Below are 21,292 nucleotides of genomic sequence, written 5' to 3'. Positions count from 1 at the left end.
CCCGGCTGAACTGACATGTTCAGAGGCCGAGATATGCCTGCCCCCCTGATGCGTCAAGCGAGCGGCGTCCGGGCGAGGGCGTCGCGGGTGAGGCCGCCCGGCAGCGGCATGAGCTCCGGAGTGCGGGTCCAGAGGATCGCGGTGTCGATGCGACGTCCGGGGTAAAGCGTTTGCAGCGCGGCGGAATAGGCGCCCATCTGGCGCAGAAGGCCGTCCGGGACGTCTTCCGCGCGCGCAGGAACGATGGCGTTGGTCTTGAAGTCCACCGCGGTCACGACCTCGGGCGTCACGATCAGCCGGTCGATTACACCGCGGAGGCGCTCGGGACGGCCCGGCAGGTCCGCCGTGATCTCCACTTCCGCCAGCGCCTCGGCGGAAAAGAGCGGGGCGAGGGCGTCGTCCGACAGGACGCGCGCGGCCTCGTCCAGAAGGGCATCGACATCCTCCGTTTCTTCGCCGGCGCTGCGCAGGATCGCGGGCGCGAGCCGTGGCCATTCGCCCTTCGGATGGGCGGGAAGGTGTTCCAGGAGAAGGTGGATGCGGCGGCCGCGTTGCAGCGCCTCGGCCTCGGGCAGGGGAAGCGCGCCCTCCGGGCCCGGCTCCGGCACCGGCAGGAACAGGACCTTCGCTCCGCCCATGTCGGACGGCGCCAAGACCGCGCGCGGGGCAGGCGGCGGAAGGGGGCGGCCGGGGTCTCTGGCGTCCGGTGGCGTCTGCGCGGTGACTTCGGGGGCGGGTGGCGGCACTGCATCCCGCCAGAACTCTTCGAGGCGCAGCCCCTCGCCGCCCGGCATCTCGACCTTAGCCGCACCGGCCGTCTCCAGCCCGTCGGCCACCTCGGAGTACCAGGACGCGTCCTTCGGCTCCTTTCCGGCATGACCGACGATCAGCCATTGCTCCGCCCGCGTCATGGCGACGTAGAGGAGCCGCCTGCGCTCCTGCCGCTCCTTCTCCAGGGCGGCCTCCCGGAATTCGGCGATGCGGCTGGACGCCTCCGCCTTGCTTGCGGCCCAGACGGGCAGGCCGTCCGGCGTCGCGACCAGCCTGCCGCGCATCCGCTCGGGACGGAGCGACGTGTCCGGCAGGAACACGACGGGCGCTTCGAGACCCTTCGCGCCGTGCACCGTCATCACGCGCAGTTTCCCGCCACGGGCCTCGGGGCGGCGTTTCACCTTGAGATCCGTCCCCTCCACGGAGGCGAGGAAGGCGGTCAGCCCCGGTATGCCCTCCTCCTCGAAATTCAGCGCGCGGGTCAGCAGCGCCTCGATCGCATCCTCCGTCTCCCGGCCGAGACGCGCGACGAGGCGGCGGCGCCCGTCATGGCGCACGAGGATGCGGGTCAGAAGCTCGAAGGGACGGAGGTAGTCGGCCTGATCGAGAAGGTCTCGCAAGATGGCATGGGTCTCTGGGTGGGCCTCCTGCCGATCCCGCAGCACGGCCCAGAGCGGCACGCGCCGTCCGTGCGCAAGGCGGAAGAGGTCGTCATCGGACCAGCCGAAGAGGGGAGAGCGCAGGATCGCGGCCAGCGAGAGGTCGTCTTCCGGCAACGACACGAAGGACAGAAGCGCAAGCAGGTCCCTGACCGCGAGGTCCTCCGTCAGCCGCAGCACATCCGCGCCGGCCACTTCCAGGTCCGCCTCCTTGCAGGCCGAGATGATCTCGTGGAACAGCGCCCCGCGGCCCTGGACGAGGATAAGGATGTCCCCCGGTCCGATCCGCCGCGGCGGATGCCCATCCTTGGCCGGCCCCCACAGCACCTCTTCCCGGATCATCCGCTGCACTTCGGATGCGATGCGGCGGGCGAGGATCACGGGGGCGGAATGGCTGCCGGGCAGGTCCACGGGATCCGTCCAGTCCTCGTCCGCGGCGCTCTCCTCGGGCTCCACGTTTGGCCACAGGTCGACGCGCCCCGGCATCTCGGCGTTGAAGGCGATGTGATCGGTATAGTCCCCCATCCCCTCGCGCCGGTCGCTCCGGAAGACGGTGTCCACGGTGCGGAGGATCGCCGGCGCGGAGCGGAACGAATGGGTCAGTTCGCTGCGCTGGAACGCGCGTCCGGCCGCCGTCAGGCGCTCCGAGAACCGCGCGCGCATCCGCTCGAAGCCCGAAGGGTCCGCGCCCTGGAAGGAGTAGATCGACTGCTTGGGATCTCCCACCGCGAAGACGGTGCGGGGCCGGTCCTCTCCCGCGCCGAGACCGGCCGCGAACTCCGCCGTCAGACGGTCGATCACCCGCCATTGCTCGGGGCTCGTGTCCTGCGCCTCGTCCACGAGGACATGATCCAGCGAGCCGTCGAGCCTGTAGAGGACCCAGTCCGCAACGCCCTCCCGCGTCAGGAGCCGCTCGGCGCCGCGGGTCAGGTCGTCGAAATCAAGCCATCCGCGGGACAGCTTCGCCGCCCGCCACTCGGGCAGGAACAGCGCCGCGAAGGCGTGAAGCGTCAGTGTCCTTTCCGCAGCATCGAGGCATCGGAGCGTGTCGCCGGAGACGATGCAGTCCTCGACGAGCTGATCGAACGTCTCCAGCCACGGCTCGATGTTCGGCCGGCGCTTCTCGGAGAGGACGTTCTTGTTCATCCGGTCCCCGTCCCGGACGAGGAGTGCCTTCGTCAGAGCGCCCATCCGCTCGGGGGACGGGCCGTTGTTCTCCAGATCGACCAGCGCATCCCCCACCTTCTTCGCGGTCGCTGTCTGCGCGGCAAGGCGTTCGGCCAGCCCTTCGGCACCGCCGGGCGGGATTGCATCGAACGGGGCGGTGAGGGCCGCGTCCCGCGTCGTCCCGTCGGGTAGCCCCAGCGCGCGGAGGATCGCGGCCTCGCTGGCCTCGCCCGGCAGCTCGTCCTGCAGGCCGGTGATCTCGAGCGCGAGCGATATCGGGTCGCCGCCGCCGGGCAGCCGCGCAAGGCCGGCGAAGGCATCCGGATGGTCTTCGGCGAGGCGCCCGACGATACCCGCGACCAGCTCCGCCCCCGCCTCGTCATCGATCTCGGTGAAGCCGGGCGGAATGCCGGCCTCGACGGGAAAGCGGCGGAGAAGGCCCGCGCAGAAGGAGTGGATCGTCTGGGTCTTGAGCCCGCCCGGCGCGTCGATGGCGCGGGCGAAGAGACGGCGGGCCTCGGCGAGGGAGGCGGCGCGGTCCGGCGGCTCCTCCTCCAGATCGGCGAGCTTCGCCAGAAGCTCCGCATCCGGCATCATCGCCCATTCGCCGAGCCGTTTGAACAGGCGGTTCTGCATCTCCGACGCGGCGGCCTTGGTGTAGGTCAGGCACAGGATGTTTTGCGGCGGCACACCCCGCAGGAGCAGCCGCGCCACGCGATCCGTCAGCACCCGCGTCTTGCCGGAGCCCGCATTGGCGGCGACCCAGGTGGAGCGGTCCGGATCGCCAGCGCGGATCTGACGGAGCGTCGCGTCGTCGAACCGGCTCATGGGCCGACCTCCTCGGGCCGTGCCTCATCCGCGATGGTCCATTCCCCGTGGCGGGAGAGGTGGTCGTAATCGCCTTCGCGGGCTGTCGTCATCAGGGCGCGGCGCGCGGTGTAGCCCTGCGCGCGGCGGGCATACCGCGCGATCAGCCGGTGCAGGCCCTCCCACGCGACATCGGCGCGGCGCCGGCCTTCCTTGTCCAGCTCGCCGATGGTCCGGTCCCCGCCGTCCATCTTCAGGTAGGCGAGCGTCGCCACCTCCGCGGCGGGCAGCCCGTCGAACCCGCCGCGCTCGAGCAGGGCGGCGGTCAGGGGCAGCTGGAAGTCGAATGCGGCGACCACCTTCTCGGACGGCACGGTGCCTGTCTTGTAGTCGTAGAGCGCGTAGCGCCCGTCCGTCAGCCGGTCCACCCGGTCGGGCGTCGCGGTCAGGGTGAAGTCATGCCCGGTGAGCGAGGCCCGGCCCTTGCGTTCCTGAAGCGCAGGTTCCCCGAGGGAGAGCCGCGCAATTTCGGCGGAGGCGAGTGCGGGGAGGTCGTCCGACAGCTGGGCGGCCCAGACGGCGCGCTCCATCGGCCAGTCCTCCGCCTCCGACAGCATCTCCTGCGAGATCCGTTCGAGCACCGCGGCGGCCTTTTCGGGATCGCCGCGCCACTCCTCCCGCGCCTTGAGAAACGCTTCCATCATCCTGTGCAGCAGGCTTCCCTTCATCCCGGCATCGGCGAGCGGCGCCAGCGGCGGCATCGGCTGGAGGCCGAGGATCCGGCGGGCGTAGATCTCGTAGGGGTCGCGGATCAGGCGCTGGATCGAGGTGACGGGCAGCTCCGTCGGCCGCGCATCCTCCGGTGGGCGCGGGGACGGGCGCGCGGCGGGCGGGACGGTCTCGGCGGGCAGATCGAGCGCCCTCGCCTCCGCCAAGAGCGTCGCGCCTCGCCCGCGCATTCCCGCAAGGGCGGTTTCGCCGGCCTGGCCGAGCCCGCCGAGCAGGTTCGTCAGGCGGTTGAGCCAGCGGGAGGGGACCGTCTCTGCCTCTGCATCCCGGAGCGGCCGGCTGAGCACGACCTCCGCGCCGCAGACCGCCATCTGGTAGTCATGCGCGGCAAGGCCGATCCGGCGCTCCGGCAGCAGGAGGCCGACCTGGTCCCGCATCACCCGGTTGAGCCAGGGATCGGGGGCAGGGGAGGCGGGCCAGACGCCTTCGGCCAGACCGCCGAGGATGGTGACGTCGGCACCGCCGACCCGTGCCTCGAGCGTGCCCCAGATCGCGACGCGGGGATCGGCGAGGCGCGGGTCGCGGACGGGAAGGGCCGCGAGCTCGCCGGCGAGGAGATCCGAGAAGTCCCGCGCGGGCATGGCGCCGCCTGTCTCTCCCGCCTCCAGCAGCATCTCGGCGACCGACCTTGCGGAATATCCGGCGGCCTGCTCCCAGAGCCCACCCGATCCCGTCTCTCCGGGGCCGGCCGCCAGCGCCTCGGCGACGGCGAGCTGCGCGGCCATGTGCGTCCCGGTGGTGGCTTCGGATGGCAGCGCGGACAGATCGGCGAGGCGTTCGGAGACCCAAGCTGCCCACGCCGACTGCTCCTCGTCCCGGGCCCATTCGAAGAGGGCATCCGCACCGGGATAGGGCAGGCCCTTCCGACGCAGCCACGGCTCCAGCCGCCGGACGAGAAGGGTGTGCCTGCGCCGGTTCTCGCCGCCCGTCGCGAGGAGCGGATGCTTCAGAAGCGTCAGCAGGTCCGCGAGCGGCAGACGTCCCTCGCCCGCGGCCTCGGCGATCTGACGCAGGAGGCGACCGGGGGCGGACTGGTTCAGCGGGATGCCGGCGCTGTCATCGGGGCGGATGCCCCAGCGATCGAGCTGAGCGGTGACGCGGCGGCCGAGGAGGCGATCGGGCGTCACCAGTGCCGCGCTCTTGCCCTCGTCGATGGCGCGGCGGAGGCAGAGCGCGATGGCGGCAGCTTCCGACGCCGGGTCCGGCGCCTCGATCAGGGTCAGGCCGGCGGCGGCGCGGCCCAGGCCCTCCAGCTTCGGCCCTTCCTCCATCCAGCGGTCCGAGACGGGAGCCGGGCGCAACGAGAGCGACACGAGCCGCGCCCGTTCCGGCGAGGGGGACTGGATCCCGGTCCAGGGCGAGATCTCTTCCGGCGCGCGGCCGAGCGCGCCGAGGAACGCCGCGAAGCGGTACTGAGGATGATCCTCCGCTTCGGCGGAGGAGGAGAGGGAAGACCAGACGTCGCGCGGCATGTCGAAGTCGAATCCGGGCAGGATGACGGCGCCGCGGGGCAGGGCGGCGACCGCTTCCATCAGCGCCCGCGTGGTCCCGCGCGAGCCGGTGGACCCGGCGACGATGACGGGGTCTTCGGGCGGTCGCTCCGCCCAGCGCCCTTTCAGGGCCTCGACCACCAGACGCCGCCGCGCCTCGGCGGAGGGCACCCGCTCCGCGCCGGTCCCGAAATGATCGAACGCGGCGGAGAGGATGACGAGGCTGCGCTGCCAGTGCGCGGCATGCGCGCCGACATCGAGGTCCTCGAGCGCTTCACGTGGAACACCTTCACCCGCCATCTCGTCGATCAACGCGGCGAGACTTTCCGCAAGTCCATTGGCGGCGGAGGCCGGGGCGAGGCCGGGATTTGCCTCGATCAGTCGCCGCATCAGTTCGGCGAGTTCGAGCCGCAGGTGCAGCGGGCGCTCGGCGTCAGGCAGATCGGGGAAGCCCGCCTCGGCCGCGAGATCGGTGATGAGCCGGATGCGCGGGAGGAGCCGCGGCGGCCCCTCCTCGAAGAGAGCCTTCAGCCGCCGCTGCATCCGGCCGGTATTGACGAAGATGGTGACTCGCGCCCAGTCCTGAGGCGGTGCGCCGGCGAGACGGTCCTCCAGCCCGGCAACCAGCGCCGCCGGGAAATCCACGCCGGGCGGCAGACCGAAGACACCGCGCTCAGGCATCGGCGCGTTCCAGCATCGCTTCGGCGAGAGCGATCCCTTCGGGCCGGCCCACATCGCACCAGCCGCCGGGGAAGACGATGCCGTAGAGCCGCCCTTCTGCCGCGATCCTGTCCCAGAGCACGTTGAGGGAGAACACATCCTCCCCGATCGCGGACAGCCCGTCCGGCCGGAGGATCTGCGCGCCGGTGTAGATGTATCCCGGCCCGCGGGAGAGGCGGCCGTCCGCTCCCAAAGCGAAGTCCCCCGCGCTCGACGTGCCTTCCGCCTGGCCCGGCGGGACGAGGAGGAGAAGCGCGTCCATCCGGCCCGGGTCCCACGCGGCCGCGAGAGCCTGAAGAGGGTTCGGTCCGGTCCAGATCGCGTCCGAGTTCAGCGTCCAGACCGGTCCCTCCCCGAGGAGCGGGCGCGCCGCGCGCAAGCCGCCGCCGGTGTCCAGCAGCACCTCCTCGCGGGAGATGGCGACGCCCTCGCCGGCCAGCGCGTCCTCGATCTGCTGGCCGAGATAGTGCGCGTTCGCAACGATGGGCGCGGCACCGGCCGCCTGCCCGAGCCCGAGCGCATGGGACAGAAGGGAGCGCCCGGCGACTTCGATGAGCGGCTTCGGCCGGTTTTTCGTCAGGGCCTTCATCCGCGTGCCGCGCCCGGCGGCGAACAGCATCAGAGGGAAGGTATCGTGCCGCATTGTGCCTCCATGCGGGACAGGCGCTCGGCCGTCGGCTCCGGCAGATCCCGCAAGACCAGCTCCCGGATGCGGGCGAGGGCCGGGTGGCCGAGGTCACGTTGCAGGTGATCCCAGACGCGGGGAATGAGCGGGATGTACTGCGTCTTGCCGTAATGCAGCGATAGGCGGGCGAAGACGCCGAGGATCCTCAGGGCGCGCTGGGCGCCGAGGATGGCGGCGGCGGCTTCGAATTCGTCGGGCTCGAGACCTGTCTTCTCCATGTACCGCTCCGACATCGCGGTCCTGATCTTCTCAGGTACATCGCGTCGGGCGTCCTCGAGAAGGGAGACGAGATCGTAGACCGGATGAGCGGACATCGCGTCCTGGAAGTCGAGAAGGCCGACCCGCGCCGGCCCCTCCCGATCCGGCAGCCAGACCAGGTTCGCGGCGTGGAAATCGCGGAGGGCAAGGGCCGACGTGTCGTCGGCGAGCGTCCGGACGATCTCTTCCAGCTCCTGACGGAATTCCGAGGCATCGGCCGCATCTTCTCCGCAGCCGATGCGGTACCAGTGCCAGGGTAGGGCGGCGAGTTCGGCGAGACGAGGGGCATCGTAGGCCTGCAGGCTGTCCGGCGCCGGATGGCGATGAAGCCCGGCGAGGAGATCGACGGCGGCTGCGTAGAGCTCCTCCTCCTTGTCCGGGTGCGCCTCGACGACGCGGGTAAAGAGCTCGTCCCCGAGGTCTTCGAGAAGAAGAAAGCCCGCGTCCTCGTCCGCCTTCAGGATCGCTGGGGCGGACAGGCCGAGCGCGGTCAGGTGGCGCGCGATGGCGAGGAAGGGACGGACATCCTCCCCCGTCTCCGGCGGCGCGTCCATCAGGACGGCGGTGGAGCCATCCGCGGCCGTCAACCGGCGGTAGGAGCGGTTGGAGGCGTCCCCGGCGAGGGGAGCGTTCTCGGCCGCGCCCCATCCTGCGGCGGCGATGAAGTCTCGTGCGGCGTCGGGTCGGCTCATTGGGCGCTCTCCGGAGCAAGGGTATCTGCGATGCGCTGGGCGCGCTGGCCGTGGGGGGTCAGCCGGACGATCCGGCCTTCACCGTCATGGGAAATCGAGACGCCGAGCGTGCTGCCGCCGAGGGGACCGCCGCCCAGCCTGTCCGGCCATTCGACCAGGCAGATGTCCCGCCCCATCGCGGCCTCGAGGCCCAGCTCCTCCACCTCGGACGGATCGCCCAGGCGGTAGAGATCGGCGTGCCAGACCTCTCCGCGCGGAACGGCGTAGGTCTGGACGAGGGTGTAGGTCGGGGAGGGGACGTCCTCGATCGCGCCGCCCTCCTCCGCCATCATCGCGTGAAGGATCGCACGGGCGAGGTGGGACTTGCCCGCGCCGATGGGACCGTCGAGCAGGAGCGTGTCCCCTGGCTGGAGCAGGGCGGCCAGATGCCGGCCGAGGGCCTCCGTCGCATCTGCGTCCGGTAGGGCGATCTGGGGTGTGCGGGAGGGGGCGGGCGCGATCATCCGGCGCATGATGACGATGGCGGAGTCCGGCTGCAAGCGGCACCGGCCCCTCATGCCCTCACTCGGCGGCTTCGGTTTCCGATTGAACGTCGTTCGAAATGGCCCCCGGGCGCATCCTTTGCGGGTGCGATTTCTCGGCAAAGCCCACGAGAAGTGTCCCGCCGGGAAGCGGCGTGAACCGGCATAAAAGGCGACGGCCGTCCATATGAAGCGCGAGCGCGTGGCGGGACTGGCGCTCCTTTCCCTCCTCCGCTTCGGCAAAGGCCTCCCAATCGGGCGCTTCGGCGCAGAGGCTCTGCCAGTGGAGCGCGGCGTCTTCCAGCCGAACCTCGCCAAGGTTGTGCTGCGTATCGCATTGCCAGAGCCTGTCGTAGGCGACGTTCGACATCAGCAGGCTCCCGGCCGAGGAGAAGACCGCGATCGCTTCGGACAGCGAATCCACGATGGACTGCCCGACTTCCAGTTCGGAGCGGAAGCGCCGGGTGATCGCCATTTCGGAGGTCACGTCGTCGAAGACGAATGCGAGGCAGTCACCGGCATGGGGGCGGATGGTGACGCGCAGGGTCCGTCCGTCCGGCAGGGTCCATGTTTCGCTGTGCGACCCTGACCGCGCGGCCTCGAGCAGACTGGCGCGCCAGCTTCGGTAATCCTTCTGCTCCGGGATGCGGCGCCGGTCCCTGAGGGCATCGAGGAAGAGCCCGAGGGAGGGCTTGCCGTCGAGGATGCTCTCGTCGAGCCCGGTGATGAGGGAGAGCGCGGGATTGACCAGGGCAAGGCGCCATTCCCCGTCGAAGATCGCGAGGCCGGAGGGGATGTGCGCGAAGATGGATGCGAGGGTCCGCACGACCTCGTCCCGTCCCCGCTCCGCCGCCACATGATCGTCCGCCGGCGTGGCGAAGCATGTCAGGGTACCGCCCCATCCGGGAACGGGCGAGGCGCCTTTCCCCTTCGGTGCCCTCCGCACGGTGAGGTCGAAGGTCTGCGCAAGGCCGTCGGGGCCGGGCAGGCAGACGCGGTGGGGTTGCGACTCCGCGACCTCCGCGGCGCGCTCGAAGAGGCGGGGCAATGGCCATCCGAGCTCCTCGTCCGGGCCGAGCCGGGTGCGTGCGAGATTGAGATAGGCCGTGTTCGCCCAGCGCACCGCTCCGTCGGGGTCCTCCGTCCAGATCGCCAAATGGGAGGTGTTGACGACTGCGCGCAGGGTCGTGAGTTCAGCCGTTTGCGCGAGGTTCCCGGACTCTGCCTCGGTGCTGGTGAGAGCATCGAGGGTGATCCGCATCACCCCGTCGAGCCACTCCGCCTCCAATGTCGGTCCGCCGACGGAGGGATCCGGGCGAAGGAGGAAGTGGCCGGTTCGGGGAAGCCGTTGGACCCGCTCGGCGAGGCCGGGAAACCGGGGGGCGAGGCGGGCAGCGAGGCGCGGCCACTCGCCGCCCTCCTCCTCCATGTCGCCGTCATCGATCCCGTCCGCCGCCGCCCCATCCGCGTCGACCCCGTCCAGCAGGCGCCGCGCGGCTGGCGTCGCATCGATGAGGTCATGCCCGTCGAACAGGAAAACGGCCCGCAGGTTGCCATCCGACAGGGGCGGAAGCGTCGACCGGCGCCGGGACGGGATCAGGACCGTGACGAAGACCGCCAGCAGCGCCGAGACCAGGGACGTCCCGACCAGACCGGCCGCCATTGCGATATGCGAGGGAAACATGGCATGCGACTCCCGATGTTCAGCGGAGTCTTGCCTATAAGGCGGTTAACAAGACGTTAACTCGTCGCAAATTGCAAAATTCACGGCCACGCGTTGGGTTCGTTCCGGCCGAGACCGCCGTCTTCCCGGCGCGGGGCGGCGATGGCCGAAAGAGGCCAGGTCACCTGCACGCTCGCGCCGTGGCGCACCGGCTCGTCGCCCGCATCGAACGTGTCGCCCGCATTGGAGAAAACCAGCTTTGCGCCGGTTCTTTCCAGAAGCGTCTTGGCGATGAAGAGGCCGAGGCCCATCCCCTCATATCCCGGCCGCCGCGCGCCGCCGGTGGTCATGCCGTCCCGCCGCCGCGCGACGAAGGGATCGCCGATCCGCCCGATCAGGTTGGGCGGAAAGCCCGGCCCGTCATCGGTGATGCGCAGCGTCACGCGCGAATCCGTCCAGCGCACCTCGATCCAGACGCGGGCGGCGGCGAAATCCACCGCGTTCTGGATCAGGTTGCGCAGGCCGTGAATGATCTCGGGCCGTCTCAGGATCACGGGTTGCCGCGAATCGGCGCCCGGCGCCGGCGCGCAGTCGATTGCGATGTCCTTGCCGCGCTTCTCGTGCGGCTCCGCGGCTTCTCGCAGCACGCCGTCCAGCGGGGCCTGCCGGACATGGAGGTCGTCCTTCCCGGCCCGGCCCATCGACCTCAGGATGTCCCGGCACCGGTCAGCCTGCTCACCGATAAGGCGGGCGTCCTCACCGTGTTCGGTGCTCCCCAGCTCGTCCACCAGTTCGGAGCTGACGAGCTTGATGGTGGCAAGGGGCGTCCCGAGCTCGTGCGCCGCCGCCGCGACGACGCCGCCGAGATCGGTCAGCTTTTGCTCGCGGGCGAGGGCCATCTGCGTGGCAAGGAGGGCATCCGACATGGACTGGATCTCCCCCGAGACCTGCCGCACGAAGCCCGCGACGAAGCCGACGCCGATGACCGTCGCCGCCCAGAACCCGAAGAGGAAGAGGATCGGCAGGTGCAGCACCTCCCCGCCCTCGCTGCGAATCGGCAGATAGACGAAGGCCAGGACCGTGAGCAGTGCCGTCGCCGCCGCTCCGATCATCAGGGCGGAGTCGAGCCGAAGCGCCGTGGCCGCGATCGTCACGGGCGCAAGCATCAGAAGCGCGAAGGGATTGTTGAGCCCGCCCGACAGCATCAGCAGGAAGCCGAGCTGCACCACGTCGAACATCAGCGTGAGGACCGTCTCCCCCTCGGTCAGGCGCGTCGTTTCCGGGTAGAGGAAGATCGCAACGAGATTGGCGAGGACGGCAGTGCCGATCGCGGCGTAGCAAAGCAGCACAGGAAGCTCGAGGCCGAAGGCGCGGCGGCCGACCTCGATCGCCGCGATCTGACCGAGGATCGCGATCCAGCGCAGGACGATCAGCGTCCTGAGACGAATGCGGTTCGTCTCTTCGCCGAAGCTGCCCGGAAGATCGGCTGACGTATCTGCCATGTCACGTCTCCGGTGGAGGGGCGGGGTCGGGGGTCCGGCAAGGGTAAGCCCGGGCGAGGGCGGCGTCCATCGCCCGGCGCATCGGGCTCCTTCGCGTCCGCCGGCCCGTTTGACCCCGGCCCTTGAGGTGCTAGGACATGAGGCAACAGCTTCAAAAAAGGACCGCGGCCATGAGCGAGCGTGAAGTGCCGGAGATCGGGCCCGATCCTTCCCTCCTGATCGTCGACGACGACGAGGCGTTCCTCCGGCGTCTTGCGCGCGCGATGGAGAAGCGAGGCTTCGAGGTGGAGCTGGCGCTGAGCGTGGCGGAAGGCAAGGCGCAGGCGAGCGCGAGGCCCCCGGCCTATGCCGTGGTGGACCTGCGCCTCGAGGACGGCAACGGCCTCGACGTGGTGGAGGCGATCCGGGAAAAGCGCCCCGATGCGAAGGTGGTGGTCCTGACGGGCTACGGCGCCATCGCGACGGCCGTGGCCGCGGTGAAGATCGGCGCGACGGATTACCTCTCGAAGCCTGCCGATGCGAACGACGTGACGGCCGCGCTTCTTTCGGGGTCCGGCGATCTTCCGCCCCCGCCCGACAACCCCATGTCCGCCGACCGGGTGCGCTGGGAGCATATCCAGCGGGTCTATCAGCTCTGCGACCGCAACGTGAGCGAGACGGCCCGGCGTCTGAACATGCACCGCCGCACCCTCCAGCGCATTCTTGCCAAGCGCAGCCCCAAGTGAGGCGCGTGGCTCTGGCCCTCGCGCTGGGCGCGGCTCTCGGCGGCTGTACCGCCAGCGCCCCCGAAACATCGGTGGCCCGTGCGCCGTCCGGGCCGCCCCTGGTGCTGGCGCCGGACGGCCTGCGCGCCGGCGCGACTGGGATGGAGATCGGCTTCGGCCGGACCGAGGCAAGCACATTGACGGCGGCGAGCCGCCTCACGGGTGCGCGGCCGGTCAGCGTGCGGGAGGTGTCCTGCGGCGGGCCGGCGCGTGCGTATGACTGGGCCGGCGGACTGACCGCAATCATGCGCGGCGGCGCCTTTCTCGGCTGGTCCTACGATCGATCCGGCACGCCTGTCCGAACGACCGGCGGGGATCGCAGCGATGCTCCGGACCTCACCGGCGAGGGCGCCATCCGCGTAGCGCCTGAGCGGCTGTCCGCCGGGCTCGCCTGCGCCTGAAGCGCAACCCGCAGGCGAGGGAGTGCCGCCCGCGGCATTGACAGCCTCTGCCCCATGCCGCATCCGACCGGACGCAAGGACAGGTTGGAAGAGCGAGGACGTCTGGCATGAAAATCGCGATGATCGGCACGGGCTATGTCGGCCTCGTCTCAGGCGTCTGCTTCTCGGACTTCGGCCACGAGGTCGTCTGCGTGGACAAGAACCCCGCCAAGATCGACATGCTGGAGCGCGGCGAGGTTCCGATTTACGAGCCGGGTCTCGATGATCTGATGGCACGGAACGTCGCTGGCGGCCGGCTTTCCTTCACCGGCGATCTCGCCGAAGCGGTGGCGGGCGCGGATGCGGTCTTCATCGCCGTCGGCACGCCGACGCGCCGGGGCGATGGCCATGCGGATCTGAGCTATGTCTATTCCGCTGCGGAAGAAATTGCGGCAGCGCTGACCGGACCGACTGTCATCGTCACGAAATCCACCGTCCCTGTCGGCACCAACCGCAAGGTGGGCGAGATCATTCGCGCGGCGCGCCCGGATGCCGAGTTCGACGTCGCCTCCAATCCGGAGTTCCTGCGCGAAGGTGCGGCCATCGACGATTTCATGCGGCCCGATCGCGTCGTCGTCGGCGTCGAGACGGAGCGGGCGCAGACGGTGATGGGGGATATCTACAAGCCCCTGTTCCTGCGGGACTTTCCCATCGTCTACACCGACCTGGAATCGGCCGAGATGATCAAGTACGCGGCGAATGCCTTCCTCGCGACGAAGATCACCTTCATCAATGAGATCGCGACGCTGTGCGAGAAGGTCGGAGCGGACATCAAGTCGGTCTCGAAGGGGATGGGCCTCGACGGGCGGATCGGGAACAAGTTCCTGCATGCGGGCCCCGGCTACGGCGGCTCCTGTTTCCCCAAGGACACAAAGGCGCTCGCCCGGATGGGGCAGGACCACGCCGCGCCCCTGCACATCACCGAGACCGTCATCGACGTGAACGAGCAGATGAAGCGCCGGATGGTGGACAAGCTTCAGGACCTTCTGGACGGGTCCTTCAACGGCAAGACCGTCGCGGTGCTCGGCGTCACCTTCAAGCCCAACACCGATGACATGCGCGATGCGCCGTCCCTCACCCTGGTCCCGGCCCTCATCGGCGGCGGCGCGAAGGTCCGCGTGGTCGACCCGCAGGGCCGCCGCGAGGGCGAAGGGATGCTGCCCGGCGTCGAATGGACCGAGGACCCCTATGCCGCGGCCGAGGGCGCCCATGCCATCGTGATTCTCACCGAGTGGAACGAGTTCCGCGCCCTGGATCTGGACCGCATTGCCGGCTCGATGAGCTCCCCCCGCTTCGCAGACCTGCGCAATGTCTACTCCCGCGAGGACGTCGTCGCGGCGGGTTTCGAGGCATACGTCGCTGTGGGGCGATAAAAGAGGGCATTTGCCCATTTAGCTGGCAAACGGTCGCTGCGTCTTCCCGCCGCAGGGCTGGACGAGGCGAGCCGCTCCTGAGTAACCTCTGCATCATGAACGCCGGGCGGAAACCGATCCGGCGAGCTGCCGCGCCTCCAGGGCCGGTGGCGTGAATGACAGGGAGTTACGGATGAAATTCGTAAACCATCTCGCGGTGAGCGGCCTTGCGCTGACCCTCGCCGCCGGCGCCGCCGGCGCCCAGACGCTGGTCTACTGCTCCGAGGGTTCGCCCGAAGGCTTCGACCCCGCGCTCTACACCGCCGGCACGACCTTCGACGCGTCGTCCCACACCGTCTACAACCAGCTCGCCGAGTTCGAGACCGGCACGACGAACGTCGTTCCCGGCCTTGCCGAGAGCTGGGAGGTGTCCGAGGACGGCACGTCCTTCACCTTCACCCTGCGTCCGGACGTGCAGTTCCACTCGAACGACATGTTCACCCCCACCCGCCCGATGAACGCCGATGACGTCATCTTCAGCTTCGAGCGGCAGATGGACGAAGAGAACCCGTATTTCTCCTATGCGGGCTCCTGGGAATACTTCAACAGCATGTCCATGCCGGACCTGATCGAGAGCATCGAGAAGGTCGACGACATGACGGTCCGGTTCAACCTGACCCGCCCCGAAGCGCCCTTCATCGCGAACCTCGCGATGGATTTCGCGTCCATCATGTCCAAGGAATACGCGGACGCGATGGAGGAAGCCGGTACGCCGGAGATGCTGAACCAGCAGCCCGTCGGCACCGGCCCGTTCTCGTTCCAGGATTACCAGACGGACGCCGTGATCCGGTACACCGCGAACGAGGAGTACTGGGAAGAGGACACGCCGAAGGTCGACAATCTCGTCTTCGCGATCACGCCCGACGCGTCCGTGCGCTACCAGCGCCTGCGGGCCGGCGAATGCCATGTGATGCCCTATCCGAACCCTGCCGACATCCAGGCGATGATGGATGCCGACGATGTCGAGATGCTCCAGCAGGAGGGTCTGAACGTCGGCTACCTCGCCTATAACACCACGATGGAACCGTTCGACGATCCTCAGGTCCGCAAGGCCCTGAACATGGCGATCGACAAGGACGCCATCATCGAGGTGATCTTCCAGGGCTACGGCGAGACGGCGAAGAACCCGATTCCGCCGACCATGTGGTCCTACAACGAGGCGGTCGAGGACGATTCCTACGATCCCGAGGCCGCGCGTCAGATGCTCGAAGAGGCCGGCGTCGAGGACCTGTCCATGAAGGTGTGGGCGATGCCGGTGCAGCGCCCATACAACCCCAATGCACGCCGCATGGCCGAGCTGATCCAGGAGGATTTCTCCGAGATCGGCGTCGACGTGGAGATCGTGTCCTACGAGTGGGGCGAGTACCTCGAGCGGTCCTCCGACGAGGATCGTGACGGCGCCGTGCTCCTCGGCTGGACCGGGGACAACGGCGATCCGGACAACTTCCTCGCGGTCCTTCTCGGCTGTGACGGCGTCGGCGGCGCCAACCGCGCCCAGTGGTGCAACGAGGAGTTCGAGGAGATCATCCAGGAAGCCAAGACCCTGCCGACGCAGGAGGAGCGCGCCGCGCTCTACGAAGAGGCCCAGGTGATCTTCAAGGAGCAGGCACCCTGGGCGACGATCGCCCACTCCGTCGTCTTCATGCCGGTCCGCCCGGAAGTCGAAGGCTACGTGGTGCACCCGCTCGGCGGCCACCTCTTCGACGACGTGAGCCTCGCCAGCGAGTGATCCTCGCGTCTTGACGACCAATAAGGGGGCGGGCTACCCGGCCCGCCCCTGTCCGCGGTCTCCCCAAGCGGGAGACAGGTCGGACGGCACGCCAGATCGCCTTCAGCGCCGACCAGCAGCCAACGGAAAGCGGGTTCATTGCTCAAGTATCTCCTGTCGCGGCTCGCGACTTTCGTGCCGACGTTCCTCGGCGTCTGCATCGTTTCCTTCGGCTTCATCCGCGTCCTGCCCGGCGATCCGATCATCGTCATGGCCGGCGAGAGGGGCATGACCCAGGAACGGTACGAAGCGCTGTCCCAGCAGTTCGGATTCGACCGTCCGCTCCCCATTCAGTTCTGGGAATATTTCACCGGCGTCCTTCAGGGTGACCTCGGCCGGTCCTTCGTGACCAATCGCCCGGTCTGGGACGAGTTCTTCTCCCTGTTCCCGGCGACGCTGGAATTGTCGCTCTGCGCGATCATCTTCGCCATCGTGCTCGGTCTGCCTGCGGGGATCATCGCCGCGGTCTATCGCGGCAAGTTCTTCGACCGGGCGCTGATGTCCACTGCGCTCGTCGGCTACTCGATGCCGATCTTCTGGTGGGCCCTGCTCCTCATCATCGTCTTCTCCGGTAACCTCGGCTGGACGCCCGTTTCGGGCCGGATGGGGCTGATGTACTTCTTCGACGACGTGACGGGCTTCATGCTGATCGACTCGCTGCTGTCCGGTCAGAGCGGCGCCTTCAAGTCGGCGGTGCAGCACCTGATCCTGCCCTCCATCGTCCTGGGAACCATCCCGCTCGCCGTCATCGCGCGACAGACGCGTTCGGCGATGCTGGAGGTCCTGAGCGAGGACTACATCCGCACCGCGCGCGCGAAGGGCCTGTCCCCCGGCCGGGTGAACGGGCTCCATGCGCTGCGCAATGCCATGATCCCCGTCATCACCGTCATCGGCCTCTCGGTCGGTACGCTTCTCGCCGGGGCGATCCTGACCGAGACGATCTTCTCCTGGCCCGGCATCGGCAAATGGATGGTCGACAGCATTTTCCGCCGGGACTACCCGGTGGTTCAGGGCGGCCTTCTGATGATCGCGGTCATCGTGATGATCGTGAACCTCATCGTCGATGTGCTCTACGGCCTCATCAACCCCAAGATCCGGAAGCGCTGACATGGCCGACGCCTCGTCTCAAATCGCCAGTACCGTCCCGACGCGCCGCCCCGGCCGACTTCGGGAGTTCTGGACGTACTTCAAGGAAAACCGCGGCGCGGTTATGGGGCTCTACGTCTTCATCGCCTTCGTCTTCGTTGCGCTGTTCGCCGATCTCATCGCGCCCTACGATCCCTCGACGCAGTTCCGCTCCGCGATCCTGCAACCGCCTGTCTGGCAGGACGGAGGGACATGGGGCTTTCCCCTCGGAACGGACGCGCTGGGGCGGGACATGCTCTCCCGGTTGATCCATGGGGCGCGGTTCTCCTTCTTCGTCGGCATCGTCGTCGTCGTCGTCGCGGCGACGGGGGGCATCTTCCTCGGCCTCGTCGCGGGCTTCGCGCCGAAGTGGCTCGACACGCTGATCATGCGCCTGATGGATATCGTCCTCGCCTTTCCGTCGCTCCTCCTGGCGCTGGTGCTCGTGGCGGTTCTCGGGCCGTCGCTCCTGAACGCCATGATTGCCATCGCGCTGGTCCTTCAGCCGCATTACGTCCGCCTTACGCGTGCCTCCGTTCTGAACGAGCGGACCAAGGATTACGTCATCGCCAGCCGTGTCGCGGGCGCCGGGCCGCTGCGGCAGATGTTCCTGACCGTTCTGCCCAATTGCCTCGCGCCGATCATCGTGCAGGCCGCGCTGTCCTTCTCCACCGCGATCCTCGACGCCGCCGCGCTCGGCTTCCTCGGCATGGGCGCGCAGCCGCCGACACCCGAATGGGGCACGATGCTCGCCGATGCGCGGGAATTCGTCCTCCGGGCGTGGTGGGTCGTGACCTTCCCCGGCCTTGCCATCCTCGTCACCGTGCTCGCGATCAACCTGATGGGCGACGGCCTTCGCGACGCGCTCGATCCCAAGCTGAAGCGGAGCTGATTCCAGATGTCCCTTCTGACCATCCGCAATCTCTCGGTGGAGTTCACCACCGGTTCGGGCCGCTTCCGCGCGGTCGACAGCGTCGACGTGGACGTGCGCGCGGGCGAGATCCTCGCCATCGTCGGCGAGTCCGGGTCCGGCAAGTCCGTCTCCATGCTGGCGACGATGGGCCTTCTGCCCTGGACCGCGACGGTCACCGCAGACGAAATGAGTTTCGACGGGCGGGACCTGCGCGCCATGTCGGGCCCGGAACGGCGCCGGCTCATCGGCGCGGACCTGTCGATGATCTTCCAGGAACCGATGTCCTCGCTGAACCCGTGCTTCACCGTCGGCTTTCAGATCAAGGAGGCGCTTCGCAAGCATACCGACCTCGACCGCAAGCAGCGCCATGCCCGCTGCATCGAGCTGTTCGAGATGGTCGGAATCCCGTCGCCCGAGAAGCGCCTGTCCGCATTCCCCCACCAGCTTTCAGGGGGCATGAACCAGCGGGTCATGATCGCCATGGCGATCTCCTGCCGCCCCCGCCTCCTGATCGCGGACGAGCCGACCACGGCGCTCGACGTGACGATCCAGGCCCAGATCCTCGATCTCCTGACCGGCCTGCAGAGGGATACCGGGATGGGCCTCATCCTCATCACGCACGACATGGGCGTCGTCGCGGAGACGGCGGAACGGGTGGCGGTCCAGTATGCCGGGCAGAAGGTGGAGGAGCAGCCGGTCGCGGATCTCTTCAGGGCGCCGCATCACCCCTATACGGCCGCCCTTCTCGCCGCCCTGCCGGAGCGGGCCACGGAAAAGCGGCTGCCGACCATTCCGGGCGTCGTTCCGGGGCAGCACGACCGACCGGAGGGCTGTCTCTTCTCGCCGCGCTGCAAGTTCGCTGACGAGACCTGCCGCATCGTGCCGCCGCCGGTGCAGCCGCGTCCGCTCGGCCTTGCGCGCTGTCACTATCCGCTGGAGGTGCCGGGGGGCGTCGTGCCGGCGAAGGTCGAAGGAGCGAGCGCATGAGCGCCACCGTCGTCACCGCGAAGGATCTGGGCCGCGACTACGAGGTCGGCGGTGGGCTGTTCTCGGACGCCGGCATCGTTCGCGCCGTGGCCGGCACGTCCTTCTCCATCGAGGCCGGCAAGACGCTGGCCGTCGTCGGCGAGTCAGGCTGCGGCAAGTCCACCCTCGCGCGGCTCGTCACGCTCATCGAGGAGCCCACGAGCGGCACCTTGGAGATCGACGGGCGAAGCGCGACCAAGCCAGACTGGCCCTCCCTGCGGACCGACGTGCAGATCGTCTTCCAGGACCCCTACGGCTCGCTGAACCTGCGCAAGCGCGTTGGCGCGATCCTCGAGGAGCCGCTCAAGATCAACCGTCCGAAGATGAGCGCCAAGGAGCGGCGCGCGGCGGCCAAGGAGATGATGCGCCTCGTCGGCCTGCGCGAGGAGCATTACGACCGCTACCCCCACATGTTCTCCGGCGGTCAGCGCCAGCGCGTCGCGGTTGCCCGCGCGCTGATGCTGGAGCCGAAGCTGCTGGTGCTGGACGAGCCGGTCTCCGCGCTCGATCTGTCGATCCAGAGCCAGATCCTGAACCTGCTGAACGACCTTCAGGAGCGGCTCGACCTGGCCTACCTCTTCATCAGCCACGATTTGTCCGTCGTCCGGCACGTCGCTGACGACATCATGGTGATGTATCTCGGCCGGCCGGTGGAGGTCGGGCCGAAGGACGAGGTCTTCGCGGCGCCGCGGCACCCCTACACCAAGGCGCTCCTGTCGGCGACGCCCTCCGCGGAGCCGTCCAGCCGGCGCGAGCGGATCAAGCTGGTGGGAGAGCTGCCGTCTCCGATGAACGTCCCCCCCGGCTGCCCCTTCGCGCCCCGCTGCTGGAAAGCGCAGGACAAGTGCCGCGCCGAGCGCCCGGTTCTCGAAGGCGAACCTCACCCGGCGGCGTGCTTCTTTCCGGAAGCCTGAGCCTCAGGACAGACCGGGACGCGCCACTACGTCCTCGAAGATCTCGAGGAAGCGCGCCTGTGGCACGCTCGGAAGCCAGTCCGAGCGGTGCGCGTAGCCGATGGCGCGCGGGCTGTCCGGGATCTCGGTCTCGATGAGGGAGAGGCGCCCCGCCGCCAGGTCGTCCTCAACCTGCGTTCGCGACACGAGAGCCAGCCGATCCGACCGCGCGAGCAGCCCGGCGATCACGGCGGAGGAGCCGGTTTCGATGGGGCGGGGGCACCCGTCCGGCGCGAGGCGGGCCTGAAGCGCGTCGAAATGCGCGCGGGAGGGGGCGCCGCTGCGGGGGGCGATCCAGGGGAACCGGGCGAGGTCGGCGTCGCTCGCGGGGCCACGGACGAGCGGGTGGCCGGGCCGCGCGGCGATGCAGAGATTGTCCGAGAAGAGGATGCGCTCCGTCACGCCATCGGGCAGGTTTTCCTCGCGCAGCGCGCCGATCAGAAGGTCGATCCGGCCGTGGCGGAGATCCTGCGCGAGGGCGGGATAGAGCCCGTCCGCCACGCTGATCGCAACGGTCGGAAACTCCCCGGCAAACCGGCAGAGGGCTTCGGGAAGCAGCGCCGGTTGCGCCAGCGGCAGGCACCCGACGACGATGCGCCCGCCGAAGCTGCCCTGCCAGTCGGCCACGTCGAGGCGGGCCTGCTCCAGTTCGGCGAGGGCGAGGTGCCCGAGCCGGGCGAGGTCTCGCGCGGGCCGGCTCGGGGTCATCCCGTGGGAGGTCGCCTCGAAGAGCGGCAGTCCGGCAAGGTCCGACAACCCGCGGCACCCGCGACTGATGGTGGACGCCTCGCGCCCGAGTGCGGCGGCAGCGGGTCTGATCCCGCCGTGCTCGACCGCCGCGATCAGTGCCGCGAGTTGACCGAGGCTCACCATCCGCCAGAGATTCGGCCGGCCCGCCGCCTGTCCCGCCCGGCGCAGGAGGGCGAGGCCCCGGTGGATGCGCCGAAGGTAGATCTCCCCGGCTTCGGTCGGCGTCATGCCCGAGCGGGTGCGCAGGAAAAGGGGCGTTCCGACGCTGTGCTCAACGGCGGCAAGCCCTTGGGTCATGGCCGGTTGGGAGAGGGACACGGCGGCGGCGGCAGCGGACAGGGTGCCCTCCCGCCCGATGGCCTCGATCCCCGCGACATGCCTGAGGTTCGGGATGCGGGCGGTCCCGTCCTGCACCGC

Annotated in this window: 16 protein-coding genes; 8 read left to right on the top strand and 8 right to left on the bottom strand. The window is 69.2% G+C overall.

The annotated features are described in order from the left end of the window. Window positions 1-53 precede the first annotated feature (53 nt). The 7 genes from addA to regB form a co-directional block, all read right to left on the bottom strand. The gene (addA, locus tag RM543_RS02125; RefSeq protein WP_311689173.1) at window positions 54-3,425 is read right to left on the bottom strand and encodes a double-strand break repair helicase AddA; all 3,372 of its coding nucleotides are present in this window, start codon (window positions 3,423-3,425) and stop codon (window positions 54-56) included. Then, a complete protein-coding gene (addB, locus tag RM543_RS02120; protein WP_311689171.1) occupies window positions 3,422-6,364 on the bottom strand; it encodes a double-strand break repair protein AddB in 2,943 nt (980 codons plus the stop codon). Before addB ends, addA begins: the two co-directional genes overlap by 4 nt. Then, window positions 6,357-7,046, bottom strand: coding sequence for a nucleotidyltransferase family protein (locus RM543_RS02115; RefSeq protein WP_311689169.1), 690 nt, complete (start codon window positions 7,044-7,046; stop codon window positions 6,357-6,359). Before RM543_RS02115 ends, addB begins: the two co-directional genes overlap by 8 nt. Next, window positions 7,022-8,038, bottom strand: a complete 1,017-nt coding sequence (locus RM543_RS02110; RefSeq protein ID WP_311689167.1) for an aminoglycoside phosphotransferase family protein — start codon at window positions 8,036-8,038, stop codon at window positions 7,022-7,024. The genes RM543_RS02115 and RM543_RS02110 overlap by 25 nt, the downstream gene beginning before the upstream one ends. Further along, window positions 8,035-8,541: a tRNA (adenosine(37)-N6)-threonylcarbamoyltransferase complex ATPase subunit type 1 TsaE gene (gene tsaE, locus RM543_RS02105; protein ID WP_311689845.1), complete on the bottom strand. Its 507-nt coding sequence runs from the start codon at window positions 8,539-8,541 to the stop codon at window positions 8,035-8,037. The genes RM543_RS02110 and tsaE overlap by 4 nt, the downstream gene beginning before the upstream one ends. Window positions 8,542-8,599: 58 nt before the next feature. After that, the gene (locus tag RM543_RS02100; RefSeq protein WP_311689165.1) at window positions 8,600-10,243 is read right to left on the bottom strand and encodes a PAS-domain containing protein; all 1,644 of its coding nucleotides are present in this window, start codon (window positions 10,241-10,243) and stop codon (window positions 8,600-8,602) included. Window positions 10,244-10,323: 80 nt separating this feature from the next. After that, on the bottom strand, window positions 10,324-11,724 hold the full coding sequence (gene regB / locus RM543_RS02095) for a sensor histidine kinase RegB (RefSeq protein ID WP_311689163.1): 1,401 nt from the start codon (window positions 11,722-11,724) through the stop codon (window positions 10,324-10,326). A 170-nt stretch (window positions 11,725-11,894) separates the two neighbouring features. Here regB and RM543_RS02090 point away from each other — a divergent pair, with 170 nt between their 5' ends. From RM543_RS02090 to RM543_RS02055, 8 genes are all read left to right on the top strand, one after another. Continuing rightward, entirely contained in the window at window positions 11,895-12,449 is a 555-nt protein-coding gene (locus RM543_RS02090) for an ActR/PrrA/RegA family redox response regulator transcription factor (protein WP_311689161.1), read from the top strand. 5 nt (window positions 12,450-12,454) lie between these two features. Then, complete coding sequence (locus tag RM543_RS02085; protein WP_311689159.1) at window positions 12,455-12,889, top strand: hypothetical protein; 435 nt, start codon at window positions 12,455-12,457, stop codon at window positions 12,887-12,889. Window positions 12,890-12,996: 107 nt separating this feature from the next. After that, entirely contained in the window at window positions 12,997-14,301 is a 1,305-nt protein-coding gene (locus RM543_RS02080; RefSeq protein WP_311689157.1) for a UDP-glucose dehydrogenase family protein, read from the top strand. A gap of 172 nt (window positions 14,302-14,473) precedes the next feature. After that, window positions 14,474-16,069 carry an ABC transporter substrate-binding protein gene (locus RM543_RS02075; protein ID WP_311689156.1) on the top strand — a complete coding sequence of 532 codons (1,596 nt, stop codon included), beginning with the start codon at window positions 14,474-14,476 and terminating at the stop codon, window positions 16,067-16,069. A gap of 138 nt (window positions 16,070-16,207) precedes the next feature. Further along, window positions 16,208-17,215: an ABC transporter permease subunit gene (locus RM543_RS02070; RefSeq protein ID WP_311689154.1), complete on the top strand. Its 1,008-nt coding sequence runs from the start codon at window positions 16,208-16,210 to the stop codon at window positions 17,213-17,215. 1 nt (window position 17,216) lies between these two features. Further along, on the top strand, window positions 17,217-18,125 hold the full coding sequence (locus tag RM543_RS02065) for an ABC transporter permease subunit (protein ID WP_311689152.1): 909 nt from the start codon (window positions 17,217-17,219) through the stop codon (window positions 18,123-18,125). A gap of 6 nt (window positions 18,126-18,131) precedes the next feature. Continuing rightward, window positions 18,132-19,133 (top strand): ABC transporter ATP-binding protein, encoded by a 1,002-nt coding sequence (locus RM543_RS02060; RefSeq protein WP_311689150.1) that lies wholly within the window; start codon window positions 18,132-18,134, stop codon window positions 19,131-19,133. Further along, window positions 19,130-20,086, top strand: a complete 957-nt coding sequence (locus tag RM543_RS02055; protein WP_311689148.1) for an ABC transporter ATP-binding protein — start codon at window positions 19,130-19,132, stop codon at window positions 20,084-20,086. Before RM543_RS02060 ends, RM543_RS02055 begins: the two co-directional genes overlap by 4 nt. Window positions 20,087-20,089: 3 nt before the next feature. On the opposite strand, the gene RM543_RS02050 is transcribed toward RM543_RS02055, so the two are convergent. Then, on the bottom strand, window positions 20,090-21,289 hold the full coding sequence (locus tag RM543_RS02050; RefSeq protein ID WP_311689146.1) for a LysR family transcriptional regulator: 1,200 nt from the start codon (window positions 21,287-21,289) through the stop codon (window positions 20,090-20,092). Between the last annotated feature and the right edge of the window lie 3 nt (window positions 21,290-21,292).

It is taken from the genome of Tropicimonas omnivorans (assembly GCF_031846565.1).
Taxonomy (GTDB): domain Bacteria; phylum Pseudomonadota; class Alphaproteobacteria; order Rhodobacterales; family Rhodobacteraceae; genus Tropicimonas_B; species Tropicimonas_B omnivorans.
This window is presented reverse-complemented; position numbering and strand designations above follow the sequence as displayed.

Coding starts and splice junctions, on each gene's coding strand:
- addB (WP_311689171.1), bottom strand. CDS start 6,364: ATGCCTGAGCGCGGTGTCTTCGGTCTGCCGCCCGGCGTGGATTTCCCG.
- RM543_RS02065 (WP_311689152.1), top strand. CDS start 17,217: ATGGCCGACGCCTCGTCTCAAATCGCCAGTACCGTCCCGACGCGCCGC.
- RM543_RS02100 (WP_311689165.1), bottom strand. CDS start 10,243: ATGTTTCCCTCGCATATCGCAATGGCGGCCGGTCTGGTCGGGACGTCC.
- RM543_RS02080 (WP_311689157.1), top strand. CDS start 12,997: ATGAAAATCGCGATGATCGGCACGGGCTATGTCGGCCTCGTCTCAGGC.
- RM543_RS02090 (WP_311689161.1), top strand. CDS start 11,895: ATGAGCGAGCGTGAAGTGCCGGAGATCGGGCCCGATCCTTCCCTCCTG.
- RM543_RS02075 (WP_311689156.1), top strand. CDS start 14,474: ATGAAATTCGTAAACCATCTCGCGGTGAGCGGCCTTGCGCTGACCCTC.
- regB (WP_311689163.1), bottom strand. CDS start 11,724: ATGGCAGATACGTCAGCCGATCTTCCGGGCAGCTTCGGCGAAGAGACG.
- addA (WP_311689173.1), bottom strand. CDS start 3,425: ATGAGCCGGTTCGACGACGCGACGCTCCGTCAGATCCGCGCTGGCGAT.
- RM543_RS02055 (WP_311689148.1), top strand. CDS start 19,130: ATGAGCGCCACCGTCGTCACCGCGAAGGATCTGGGCCGCGACTACGAG.
- RM543_RS02060 (WP_311689150.1), top strand. CDS start 18,132: ATGTCCCTTCTGACCATCCGCAATCTCTCGGTGGAGTTCACCACCGGT.
- RM543_RS02115 (WP_311689169.1), bottom strand. CDS start 7,046: ATGCGGCACGATACCTTCCCTCTGATGCTGTTCGCCGCCGGGCGCGGC.
- tsaE (WP_311689845.1), bottom strand. CDS start 8,541: ATGATCGCGCCCGCCCCCTCCCGCACACCCCAGATCGCCCTACCGGAC.
- RM543_RS02110 (WP_311689167.1), bottom strand. CDS start 8,038: ATGAGCCGACCCGACGCCGCACGAGACTTCATCGCCGCCGCAGGATGG.